Below are 13,421 nucleotides of genomic sequence, written 5' to 3' on the forward strand. Positions count from 1 at the left end.
AGAGCACGGCCTCGCCGACACTGCGCACCACGTCGAGGAGTGCGGTGACCCAGGCCCGGCTGCTCTTCTTCTTCCGCGTCCTGCGCTGCTCGGAGACGCGGGCGAAGTGGGCGTCGAGTGTGCCGTCGTTCAGCCGTGCGGCGAAGTCCGGCCGGGCCACGGCCTCGGCGAACGCCTCGGGGGCGGACAGCAGCAGGTCCAGGGCCAGGGCGTGGTCCGGCCGGGCCAACGCGTCGAGCAGCTCGGGGGTGTCGAAGAGGCGCTGCCAGTGCTGGACCGAGAGGGGTGTGCCGAAGCGTGCGGCGATCTCGTCGACGAGCTTGCCGTACGGGGCCAGGTTCGCCAGCTGTCTCTTGCCGACGGCGACGGCGGCGTGCGCGTTGCGGCTGAGCAGCCGCAGCAGCGCGCCGTCGTGGCGCAGCAGGACCGTCTCCAGGGTCCTCGTGCCGCTCAGCCGGTTCATCATGTCCGGCACGCCCGAGTGGTTGATGACCGCGATGAGCCGGTCGTCGTGGCCCAGCCGGGACCGGGTGCGGGCCAGCGTCGCGGCCGCGGCCTCGAGGCCGGACATCATCACGGCGCGCTCCGCCACGGCCGGATTGGTGATGAGCGAGGTCGTCAGCCAGGGAGCGCGGTCCAGCGCCCTGCCGATGCGCTCCAGGACGTCGTCCCCGCCGCCACTGGCGATTTCGGACCGCAGGGTGCCGTGGCGCAGCACCGCCGTGAGGACGCCGGGTCGCAGCAGGACCTCGTTGCCGTCGGCCACCAGCTCCCTGACCTCGTGGCTCCCCGGGCTGAACAGCCTGCGGTACTCGTGCGGGTACGCCAGCAGCCGGGGGGTGCTCCGCAGCACCTCCAGCAGCTCCTCCTCCTGCCATACCGCCGCCGTCGCACCGGGTTCGGCGAGCACGACCTCGAGAGCGGGGTCGGCGGACTCTCCCTCCGGGCCCGCGACGGGCGGGGGCGGGCCGGCGTCGCGCAGTGCCGTGGCGAGCATCTCGTCGGGCACGCCGTCGAAGGCGCGCGGATCGTGCGAGAGCCGTTCGGCGACCGCCGGGTTGCCCACCGCCGTGGCGATCAGCTCCTTGGAGCGGGCCAGTCTGGCCGCGAAGCCGGGCACGTCCGACAGCACGTCGATGAGGAGCGGGTCGGCGGCGAGCGCGTCCAGGACGGAGGTGTCCCTCATCGCGAGGTCGAGCAGGGCGGGCACCCGGACGAGCACGTAGGCCTGGTCGGCATGGGCGTGCAGCGCCCTGCGCAGTTCCCGGTGGGCGAACAGCCTGCGGTAGTCGACGGGCACCGGGGCGAGGTCCCGCGTCACCGCCACGAGCGCGGAGATCAGTGCCCAGTCCTCGGAGAGGGAGAGCGCCTGGTGCACCGGGCGTTCGGCGCGGACCAGCGCGTACCCCGCCTCCGGCGCGACATCCAGGAGCATGGCGAGCGTCCGGTAGGGCGCATCCATCACGACGCGGATCAGGTCGATCTGGCCGTTGAGGAGGTGGGGTATGGACGGGTACAGCAGGAGGTCCTTCGCCCATACCACCTCGCTCTCGATCGCCTCGACGATCTCCCTGCCGCGGGTGGGGTGCTTCATCAGGAAGGCGTCGAGGTAATCGGGGTTGTCCACCAGGCGTTCGGCGTCGCCCCCGTACTCCTCCAGCATGACTTCGAGCCGGTCGAGGAAGGACGGTGAGGAGGCGAGCACCTCCGGCATGTCGGGGTGTGCGAAGAGGAGGTCCGTCAGGCCGTCGACCCGCAGCGCGCGCTCCACCAGGTGCACGGCGTCGGGCTGCAGGACCCGGGTGACGGCCTCGGCGTTCGCCTCGTCGAGCCATCTGACGTCCGCGACCATCATCTCGGTCAGGGTTCTGGCCGGCCAGGCGTCGTGCCATCCGGACCGCTGCGCGGCGGCGAAGAGGGTGCGCCGCACCGCCAGCCGGGCTTCGGCGGGTATGTCCGTCTCGGCCAGGGCCGCTTCCAGGCGCCCGACCGCGCTCGCGGGAAGGGTGGCGGGGCGGGCCGGACCGGCCGGCTGTCCGGTGGTGGTCCCCTCGGCCACGGCGGCCGTCTCCTGGGCGTTGCCGCCCCGGCCGGGCTTGCGTCGCTTGGACCTGCCCGTGCGAGGGGCGTCGGACGGCGCCGGGGCCGGCTCGTCACCGGCCAGCTCGATCAGTGCCTCGTCGCGCCCCGCCGCGGGCCGGCCCGTCGTCTCCGTGGCGTCCGGGCGGGTGACGTGGTCCGGGTCGAGCCCCAGGTCCCGCAGCGTCTGCTGTGCGGTCTTGAGCGCGCCGGCCGTCCTGGCCTGCTCACGTGCCTGGGCCCGCTTGTCCCGCGACGGGCGGGCGGTGTCCTGGGCGAGGACCGCCGCGTGGTACTGGGCCAGGGCGGCCGCGAGCCGGTCCAGTTCCGGATCGAGGGGCTGCGTCCCGGCGTCACCGGCCGGACGCCGCTCCCCCGCGGCGCTCCTCGTCGTGTCCTTGCCCTTGCGCTGCGTGGCCTCTCGCGCGGCTCGTTCGGCTGCCTCGCGCACCAGCGTCGTGGAGGTGACGAGGGCGGGCTCGTTGCGCACCGCGTCGATCTCCAGCGGGCCGTCCACGTAGCGGCTGCCGTGCCCGTCCCACTGGTACTTGTTGCCCTGGCGGACCGAACTGATGGCGTACACCAGCGTGTCGACCCGGCCGTCCCCGGCGAGGACGTAGGCGAAGGAGGCGCCGCCGCTGCCGCCGTCGAGGTGGACGTGGAGCGCCTGGTGGGCCCGGACCTCGCTCTCCCGTGGCCGGCGCCGCGCGTCGGCGACCTCGGCCAGTACCCGGGACTGTCCCGGTGACAGGTGCTCCGCGCGGACGTGCCGGGCGTAGACCAGGCGGCCGCTGTACTCCCAGGTCTCCGGCCGGTGCGGCTGGAAGGCGGCCACCCGCTCCGCGACCCGGGCGGCTTCCTCGGCCCTTGCCGCGTCGCGCAGCGTGCGCGCCCGGTCCCAGACCCGCTGTGCCATGTCCCGGACCCGGGTGTGGTAGTCCGTCTCCAGTACGGCGCCCAGGCCGGCGAGCCAGTGGTGGAAGTCGGTCTCGAAGGTTTCCGGCCGGTCCTCGCCGGACGCCAGGAACGTGCCGAAGGTGTAGTCGCGCCAGGCGGCGGGTTCCCCCGTCAGGTTCTCCAGTACCGCGGGGGCGCCCAGGAGCAGCGGCAGCAGCTCCGGGTTGCGGCCCAGTTCACCGGCCGCTTCCGCCGCGGACGGGCTCAGCAGCAGATCGGCCGCCTCCGGTACGGAGGCCAGCGCCTCGGCCCACACGGAGACCGGCGCCCTCGTGCCGGCGGTCCGTGGGCCGGCCGCCCGCGCCCGGGTGCCCTGCGGAGCGCGGGCCGAGCCGGCGGCATCGCCCCGGGTGCCGTCCGGTGCCGTCCGGCCGGTCCGGCCGGCGCCGGTGGCGGGCCGCACGGCCGCCGTCAGGAGGTCGCCCGTGGGGTCCTCCAGGTACGGACGCAGGCCCTCCGGCTGTCTGGCCAGCCTCCGCAGCGTGTCGGTGAAGTCCGGTTCGGCCAGTGCCTGCGCCCGCCAGGCGGGGGTGGCCAGGAAACGTTCGGCGAACGGGCGCTGTTCGGTGAGGAACCGGGTGAGACCCGTGTTCGTCAGCAGTCGGCGCAGCTCCGCCGCGGGGATGCCGGCCACGTCCTGGGGGCGCTCGGTGATCTGGCGCAGCAGCCCCTCACGTCCGTCCAGCCGGCGCACCAGCGGAGGGGTGAGCGCGTCGGCGAACTCCCGGGCGGCGTGCGCCGCCCTCCACAGCGCGCTGCCGGCCACGGCGTGGCCGACCAGTCCATGGGCGCGCAGCAGGGCCTGCTCCAGCCAGGGGGACTCGATGATGTCCCGTACGACGGAGAGATGCTCGTTCATGGCCTGGGCGAGGCCGCGCACGGCGCCCAACGCCGTCCGCAGGGAGTGGTCGCCCTGTTCCGCGCTCACCGCCAGGCGCGTCGCCAGGTGCGGGTGCGCCCGCAGCAGTTGGTGCAGGACCGGGCCGGACGAGGGGCGTTCGAGCAGCGCGGCGAGGCCGTCGTCCGCCGCCAGGGCGGCCACCACGGCGGGGTTCTGGACGGCGGTCTCGACCAGCTCGGCCGAGCGCAGGACCACGTCGGAGCGGTCCGGGTACCGGCCCAGTTCCCGCAGGAGTTCGGTCTGGCCCATGAAGCGCCGGAACTGGGCCACGTCGGTGAACGTCCCCGGGTGATCGGCCACGGCCCGCGCCAGGGCGGGCAGTTCCCGCAAGGTCTCGGTGAGTGCGAGGTCGTCCGCGACGGCCTGGGCGGTGGAAAGGCCGCTGACCACGGCCCGGATGACGGTGGTGCCCTCAGCCCCGTCGGTCAGCAATGCGGACAGCCGGGCGGTCAGGCCACGACTCCTCATCAGCACCGTCGCGGCCGGCATGCCGTCCGCGAGGACTCTGGCCACGTCCGGTGTCACGCGCGCCAGGCGTTCGAGGGCGGGGTCGCGGCGGGCTCTGTTGTACGTGTCGAGGCTGAAGGCGTAGAGCCGGGCCAACTCGGGATTGACGTACAGGTCCTGGGCGAACACCGGGTAGGCGATCAGCACGCTGACCGCGCTCGGTTCGTGCATGACGTACCCGTAGAGGTAGTCGTTGGTCCGCAGCGCCGCGGTGAGTCTGGGCCTGGCGTAGATTGCCACCAGCAGTGAGGTGGCTTCGTCCTCCAGGCGCTCCAGCAGCCTGGGCCTCACCTCCAGTGTTTCGAGCAGTTCCTGGTTGGTGAAAAGCGCGGCGCCCAGGGCGACGCTGCGCCGGGCCGCCGCCAGCAGGGGCGGGTTGCGCCGGACCCGGTCGAGGACGAGCAGGTAACGGGCCCGCAGTTCTTCGGTCCGCGCCGGCAGTTCCTCGATCGTCTGCCTGATCACCTCCTCCGGGGAGCGCCATATCATGCCCCACCGTGCGGCGTTTGCCGTCAGCGTGACGCCTTCCGGCGACAGCCCGGTGCCACCGCCATGGGTCGTCACCGCCTCCTCCAGCTTGCGGACCCAGGCCTTGTTCTTGTTCTTCTTCTTCGCGTTCTGGGCTCTGCGCTGCGCCGCGACGGCCGAGACCGCCTCCTGGAAGTCGGGGTTCTCCATCGCCGCGACGAAGCCGGGGCGCGCGATCGCCTCGCGCAGGACCTCCGGCGCGGACGCCAGCAGACTCAGCAGGGTCTCGTTGCGGCTCAGGCCCGCGATCAGCTCGGCGGATCCGAAGAACCGGCGCCAGTGGACGGCGGACAGGACGAAGGGCGGCCGGGAGGCCAGCTCCGCCGGCACCGTCGGGTGGGCGTGCAGCACGGCGACGGCCCTCGGGTCCAGTGCGTCCATCACCCGCCGGTCATGTCCGGCGAGCTTGATCAGCGCGCCGTCGTTGCGGAAGAGGACGTCCATCAACTGTGCGGGATCGGGCTGTCGCCGTAGCACGTCGAACAACCCGGCCACCCAGAGGTGCGTGAAGAACCGCTCGTCGTTGCGGCGCACCTGCCAGGGCCCCAGGAGGAGGGCGAAGTCCATCATCTCGCCGCTGTTGGTGATGGCCTCGCTCACCGCCGACTGGCTGGCCACCATCTCGCCCACCAGCGGATCGGCCTGCGCGGCGGCCCCCAGGGCCCGCTGGGGGCTGCCCACCGGATACGCGCCGGCCTCGCGGTACCACAGGAACCAGTCACGCAGATTCCTGTGCCGCAGGGCGGCCCGCAGGAGGTGCGGCGCCAGCAGCGGCGAGCCCGGCCGCACCAGCGAGCGCAGGCGCTCGACGTCCGGGCTCAGCAGACGCCGGTACTCGTGCGGTTCGGACAGCAGGTCCGGATGGTCCAGCAGGGTCTGCACGAGGGCGGCGTCGCGCCGCAGCACCGCGGTCAGCTCCGGTGCCGCGGTCAGGACGAGGTCCAGGTTCGGGAGGGCCGTGCGCAGGCGTGACAGATCGTCGTCCTCACCGGGCCGGGCCACCGCGACGGCCGGCTCCGGTTCCGTCGCCGCGCGGAGCGCCTTCAACAGGCCGGCGTCCGGAACGGCGTCGAAGTGGTGCGGGTCCCGGGAGAGCCAGTCGGCCACCGCCGCATTGTCCGCCGCGGCGTTGAGCAGGGCAGGGCTCCCGGCGAGGCGTTCGGTCACGGCGGGCAGGTCTTCGAGGACGTCGACCAGGCGCGGACTGCGGTCCAGGACGTTCAGCAGGTCCAGGTTCTGCGTGACGGCGGCCAGCAGTTTCGGCGAGCGCACCACGAGCCAGGTCTGGTCGGAGTGCAGTTGCAGACGCGCCCGCAGCTTGCGGTTGCCGAACAGCGCCGCGTAATCGACGGCGGCCGGGGCGGGTGTCCTGGCGTTCCAGAAGAGGGACCGGGCGAGGGTCCACTCGTGTGCGAACGCCCGCACGCTCTCCAGCGGGGCGGCCGCCACGACCGCGGCGAGGTCAGGGAGGGCGGCGACGATGTCTCCTGCGGGACCGGTGCCCGCCAGCGCGAGGATGTGCGGGAAGTCGCGGTTCAGACGGGTGGCCAGTCCGACGATCTCGTGCAGCCGGGTGTACGCGCGCGACCCGCTCTCGATGGCCTCCACCAGGGGCCGTCGGCCGTCGGCGTCGGTGGCCAGCAGATCGTCCAGATACTCGGGGCGGTTCTCGTACCGCTCCAGGTGGTACGTCGGCAGCGCGCTCAGGGCCCCCCACAGCGCCGGGGACCCGGAGAGGACCTCCAGGTGCTGGGGCCGCAGGCGGAGCACCGAACCCAGGGCGCGGTTCACGCTTATCGCCCGCAGCACGTGCCGGTGTGCCGGCTGCGTCAGCGCGTCGAACAGCCCGGCCGACGCGGGCTGCGCCCACCGCGCGTCGGCGATCACGACGGCGACCAGGTCGTCGACCGGCCAGTCGTCGTGCCAGGTGCGCGCGGCCGCCGCGACGAAGAAGTCGGTCAGCGGGCCGGTGCGGTCGACCGGGACGCCGGTGCGTACGGCGGCGCGCTGGACCGCACTGGCCACGCGGTCGTGGATCCGCTGCGGCACGTTCGTCCTGCGGGCGGGCGTGGCCGCCGTGCCCTGCGGGACACCGCCGGGCAGGCCCTGCCCGTCCGACCTGATGCCGGGTGCGGCCTGGGCGAGCTGGTCGGCCACGACCGCCGCCCAGGCGTGATTGCCCGTTCTGCCGTACTCCTCCGCGATCTGGAGCACCGCGCGTTGCTGCGCCTGCCTGAGCCGCTCGGTCTCCTCGTCCGAGCCCAGCAGCGAAGCCGGCCGGAGCAAACCGGACGCCTGGGTCACCAGTGTGTCGAAGTGATCGGTGAACTCACGGCGCAGGCGGGCCTCCATGACCGTGACCGTCTCGGTGTCCTGCTGGAGGCCCGCCATCGTCCCGTCGTGCCCCCGAGTGCCGGCCGTCCCTCCGGCCTGCTGCTCCTGGGTGAAGGGCTCCCAGGCGGACGTTTCGGCGAGGGCGGCCGTCTCCCACGACCACTGCGGAAGGGGCTCGCCCGTCAGAGGGTCCACGCCCATGTCACCGAACTCGGGCTCCGGCAGATACGGGTAGGAGAGGCCGACCGGACCGGGCTCCCCCAGGCCGCCGGTCATCCCCGCGTCGCCCTGCCACGACCACCCCGTGAGCCACTCCTGCGCGACCACGTCCACGTCCACGTCCGGCACACCGAACGGGAACTCCTCCGGGGCAGAGTCGACAAGGTGCTCCGGACCGGGCTCCCCCAGGCCGCCGGTCATCCCCGCGTCGCCCTGCCACGACCACCCCGTGAGCCACTCCTGCGCGACCACGTCCACGTCCACGTCCGGCACACCGAACGGGAACTCCTCCGGGGCAGAGTCGAGGCGGTCCTCCTGACGGAACTCCTCGCCGGCCCCGGTCATCTCCGCGTCGCCCTGCCACTGCCCCTCCTCCGGAGCCTGCCGTGGGAGAGGGTCCACCTGCATCTCGTCGCCCTGGGGCTGTTCGGGCGCAACGGGAGCGTGACGGTCCACCGGACCCGGGAGCGGGCCTCCGGCCTGAGGGGCTGCGGTCGGCTCTCCGGTGACCTGGAAGGGTTGCTGCCGTCTCCAGTGGCTGAGGACGTACTCGCCCCACCGCTGACCGAACGCCTCCAGGATCGCCGCTTGTTGCTCCAGACTCGGCGGACCACTGAACGGCACCACCCTGATCCAGGCCGCCAGGTCGAAGGTGGCCTGGTGTCTGATGTCGAGCCGCGCGATGTCGGCGTCCGCCGGCGGCACCGCGAAGCCCTCCGGAGCGCTGTCGCGGTACGCCTGCGCCGCGGCCAGCGCATCTTCGATATTCCAGCGCATGCCGAGCGCGTCCCAGGCGTTCACCTCCGCCTGCGACAACCGCCGCCTGCTGGACCTCAGCCGCCGAATCGCGGGTCCGAGGTCCATGAGCCTGTCGTTGGTGCCCGGCACCCACGTCCGGTGCCCCACCTCCAGATGTCCGGCCTTCTCGAAGTAGGTCCTGGCGGCCACGTATCTCCAGTCCCGGGCCAGGCGGGCCGGGACGGCGGTGGACGGCGCGGGCGCGGGCGCGCGACCGGGCGGCTCCTGCCCCGCGGGGCGCTCGGCCACCGGGGCGGGCTGTCTCGCGTTCCCGGAGCCGGGCCCCGGGTCCTGCGCGGCACGGGCCGGCCCGGACGGCGCTGCTCCGGCCAGCCGTGCGATGACATGGGCGCCCCACGCCTCGCCGAACGACGCGAGCAGGAGTTCGTGTTCGTCCTTGGTCAGCGGATGCCGGAGCGCCATCGTTCTGATCCAGGCCGCCAGGTCGAAGGGGGCCGGGTGGCCGATGTCGAGCCGCGCGATGTCGGCGTCCGCCGGCGGCACCGCGAAGCTCTCCAGGGCGCTCTCGCGGTACGCCCGCGCCGCCGCCAGCCCGTCCGCGAACGACCAGCGCATGCCGAGCGCGTCCCATGCCTCGACGTCCTCCCGCGACAGGCGCCACCTGTTGTCCCTCAGCCGCTGAAGTGCTCGGTTGAGGTCGGGCTCGTCCTGGTCCCGTGCCCCCGCCGGCACCTCGAGATGCCTTTCCGTCGCCGCGAACTGCTGGGCGGCCCGGTACCTCCAGTCCAGGGTGGAGCGGACGGGCAGGACAGTGCCCGCGAGGTAGAGCCGCTCCGGCCACCGCTGGGCGTACTCCCACTCCAGTCTCTCCAGCACCTCGGGCGCCAGCTCGCGCTGCAGCATCCGCGTGACGTGCCGCCTGACCTGTTCCAGGGTGAGGGGCGCGTTCGACCCGGCGCGCACTTCCCGCGCGCGCACGGAGGTGAGTACCTGTTCACGCGTCTCGTCGTCAAAGGGCATCTGCACCGCCGGGGCGGCACCCACGACCCGCTGGGCCCAGACCTGCTCGGTGGACGTCCGCGCGCCGCGGCCCTCGCGCAGGACGTGGTCGGCCCACGCGTCGCCCAGGACCTGCCGGATCAGGGCACGCTGCCTGTCGTCCAGGGCACGCCGGGTAGCGAAGGGAAGGGTCTTGACCCAGCGGGCGAGATTGAAGCGGGGTGCCTGCCAGCCGGGTACCTCTAGGGCCTGGATCTCGGAGTCGGGCGGCGGCTCTTGCGGCACCGGCCGCCCTGCCAGGTAGGTGCGGGCGGCTTCGAGGGCGTCGTCGGTCGACCACCGCATGCCGGCCGCGGTCCAGCGGTCCGCCGTCTCCTGGGGCAGGTTCCGGGGCCCGATGCCTCGGACCCTTGTGACGCGGTGGCCGAGCAGCATGGTGCCGACCGTGTGCCGCAACGCCACTTCCAGGTGCCCGTTCACCCGGTAGTAGTCCAGCGCCGCCTCCAGATACTGCTCCTCGGTGAAGTCGGAGCCGTCGTACTGGAACCGAAGGCGGCTGGTGGCCTGCGCGTACTCCCAGTGCAGCCGTTCGACCTGCGCCGGGCCCAGGTTCAGGCCGAAGCGCTGCTGCACCCAGCCGGCCACCGAGCCGAAGGTGTCGGTCTCCCGGAGGCCCTCGCGTTCACTGAGGTACTGGAACAACTGACGCTGCTGGTCCGCGGTGGGCCACTCCCTCCAGTAGGGCCGCTCGAAGCCCTGGGGCCGCGGGTCGGACAACCAGTCCGTGGTACGCCAGTCCCCGGGCTCGACGGGTGCGGCGGCCTCCTCGTCCATGGCGTCCACGTCGATGGGCGCCATGGACGTACCCGGCTCCGGCTCCGGTGTCGGGCCGAAGAGCTCCTCCCTCTCGTCCGGGGACATGTCCTGCGGGCCGGGGCCCGGTTCCCGCTCGGCACGGGCCGGCCCGGAGCGTGCCCTGCCTGCCAGCCGGTCGATGACATGAGCACCCCACTCGTCGCCGAACGCATCGAGCAGGTGGGCCTCTTCGGCCCTGGTCAGCGGAGCCCGGCGCGCCATCGCTCTGATCCAGGCCGCCAGGTCGAAGGGGGCCGGGTGGCCGATGTCGAGCCGCGCGATGTCGGCGTCCGCCGGCGGCACCGCGAAGCCCTCCGGGGCGCTGTCGCGGTAGGCCCGCGCCGCCGCCAGCCCGTCCTCGAACGACCAGCGCATGCCCAGGGCGTCCCAGGCTTCGACATCTTCCCGCGACAGACGGTGCCTGGCCTCTCGCAGGCGGTGGAGGATCGAACTGAGATCGCCCGGCTTGCCGCGGTCGGCCGCCCGGCCGCCCCTCTTCCGCACCAGCGTGCCCACCGGGACTTCCAGGTGACGGTTCTTGGACGCGAACGCCTGGGCGGCCGTGTACCTCCAGTCCAGGGTGGTCGGGCCGGGGGTGGTGGACGCCTCAGCCGGGACGTGCAACCGCTCCGGCCAGCGCTGGGCGTACTCCCACTCCAGGCGTCGCAGGGCCTTCGGCGGCAGAGCCAGCCGGAGCACCGAGCTGATGTGGTCCCTGACGAGTTCTTCGGTGAAGGGCCTCCCCGGCCCTCGCTCCTGCTCCAACGCGCGCAGCGACGTGAGGGTGTTGTCGAGTGCCTCCTCGGTGAGGGGCAGCGCCTCCGGTGGCACGGACTCGTCGACGCCCAAGGCCCATGTCCGCAGAGCGACGTACCTCGCACGCTTCCCCGTCGGCGGCAGGATGCTGTCCGCCCAGGCCGCACCCAGCACCTCACGGATGTCCGCGCGGTGGCGGCCGGGCAGCGCGAAGGACGAGGCGAAGCGCAGGACCCTGGCCCAGTGCGCCAGATCGAACCGGCCGGCCTTCCAGTCGGGTACCTGGACCGCACGTATCTCGGCATCGGCCGGAGGCCCCTGTGGCACGTCCCGTCCCGCCAAATACACGCGGGCGGCTTCGAGGGCGTCCTTGGTGAGCCACCTCATGCCGACCGCGGTCCAGCGGTCCACCTGCTGCTGAGCCAGGTGCCGTGGCCCCATCTTGCGGAGGATGTCGATCTGATGGCCGAGCGGGACCTCACCGGCCATGTGCGCCCTGGGCACCTCCAGATGACCGGCCGCCTCGAAGTAGTCGCTCGCCGCCCGCAGGTACTGCTCCTCCGTGAACCTCCGTTGTGGCCCCCCGAGGCGCGCGGAAGCATCCTGCACGTACTCCCATTGCAACCGTTCGAGCTGTTCGCGCCCCAGGCTCAGCCCGAAGCGGTCCCGCATCCAGTCGGCGACGGTTCCGAAGGTGATGTCCGTGTCCGCACGTCCGACGGCGTCGAGATGGGCGAACAGCTCGCGCCGCTGTTCGGCGCCGACCGCCTCGTCCCACAGCGAGGGCTCCGGCCGCCGCACGTCGGCCAGCCCCGTCCAGACCCGGTCCCGCCAGTCCCGCCCGGCGGTCTCCGCCCGCGCCGGGCTGGAAACCATGGACGGATCCAACGGCCCCTGGAGCCGTCGAGGCCAGCGCCGACCGTACTCCCGTTCCAGGGCTTGCAGCTCCTCGGGGGTGACATCGACTTCGAGCACCCATCTGAAGTGCTCCCTGACGAGGTCCAGGGTGAAGGGCCGCCGCGTGCCTGCCTGGATCTCCAGCCTGCTCAGGGAGGCGAGTACGCGCTCGCGCGTCCCGTCGTCGAACGGCAACGTCTCCGGTGGCGCCGGCGGGTACGCGAAAGAGGCCCAGATCCGCCGGCCACCGGCCTCCTCAGCGGGCCCGTGCCCGGACAGGAGCGGCGCGCTCGGCCCCGGTTGCGGTGAACCGCTGGACGGACGGGACCGGTCGGCCCGCAGGACTCGCTCGGCCCACGTGTGACCGAACGCCCGCCTCACCTCGGCCTCCTCGGTCCCGGTCAGCGGGGCCCGGTGCAACAGGGTCCTGATCCACGCCGTGAGGTTGAACGTGGCCGGATGACCGATGTCCACCCTCGTGATGTCGGGGGCCGGTGCCAAGCCGGCCACGTGGCGTGCGTCCCCGCGGCGGTACGCCTCTGCGGCCGCCAGCGCGTCCTGCAGCGACCACCGCATACCCACGGCGTCCCAGGCGTCCACCTCCGTCTGCGAGAGCCGCGCACGGCTCTGCCGCACTTCCTGGACGGTCGCCTGGAAGTCCCGTGACTGACCACGGCTGTTCGCCACCAGCGTCCCGCGCCGGGCCTCCAGGTGGCCCTTCTTCCAGGCGAACTCCCGGGCTACCGCGTACCTCCAGTCCAGGGTCGTGGGGGTGGCGGCCGGGGAGGTGTCGGACGGGTCGTGCAGCCGTCGAGGCCACGCCCGGGCGAACTCCCCCTCCAGGGCCGCCAGTGCCTCGGCTGTGACCGCGGTACCGAACTCCCTGGCAACGTGCTCCCTGACGAGGTCGAGGGTGAAGGGCCGGGCCGTCCCCGTCATCACTTCCAGTCGGTTCAGGGACGTCAGTACGCGCTCGCGCGTCTGCTCGTCGAGCGGCAAGGGCACCGCCGGCGCCGGCGCGTGCGGGGCGGAGGCCCAGAGCCGCCGCCCACCGGCGTCCGCACCGGACTGGTGCCCACCCGGCGCCGTCGCCCGGCCGGCAAGGCGCTGGGTCTCGTCCGCGCGTTCGGTCCCGCGCTGTCTGGACGGCCCCGCCAGAGGTGACACGTCCGGCGCCGACGCGCGCTCGCGACGGGACGGCGCACCGCCGGGCAGGGTCCGGCGCGCGTGCGGCCCTTCGCCCGCGGTCTCCTCCGAGTCCTCCACGAGATCGGCCGGGTCGAGCAGACGGGCGGGCAGCACATGGCTGGCCAGTCCGTCCCGGGGGGCGCCGGGGAGAGTGAGCAGCAGCCGGCGGGACCACCTCGGCAGCACGACCGTGTCGACGGCGCGTGACGGCTCCCCGTCCAGGGTGGTGAGGGTGACGGAGCGCACCAGGCCGCGCAGCTCCGAGGAGGCGGCGAGGAAGCCGACCACGGCGTCCCACGTCTCGTCGGGCCGGGACCGGCCGCGAACCACCGGCGCCACCAGGGCCAGGTTCAGGTTGCCGGGCTGCCGGTGCAGCCCCTGCACGAGAGTGACGAGCACACGGCGAGCGGCCTCGGCCTCCTTCGCCGGGTCGTACCGCGTG

Annotated in this window: 1 protein-coding gene (only partly in view); it reads right to left on the minus strand. The window is 73.3% G+C overall.

All 13,421 nt of this window come from inside a single coding sequence — locus tag IE260_RS34210, hypothetical protein, on the minus strand. Of the gene's 58,794 coding nucleotides, 15,674 precede the window and 29,699 follow it; the stretch shown corresponds to coding positions 15,675-29,095 — codons 5,225 (partial) to 9,699 (partial); reading right to left, the first codon wholly in view occupies positions 13,418-13,420. The start codon and the stop codon both lie outside this window.

The organism is Streptomyces viridiviolaceus (assembly GCF_014650995.1).
Taxonomy (GTDB): Bacteria; Actinomycetota; Actinomycetes; order Streptomycetales; family Streptomycetaceae; genus Streptomyces; species Streptomyces viridiviolaceus.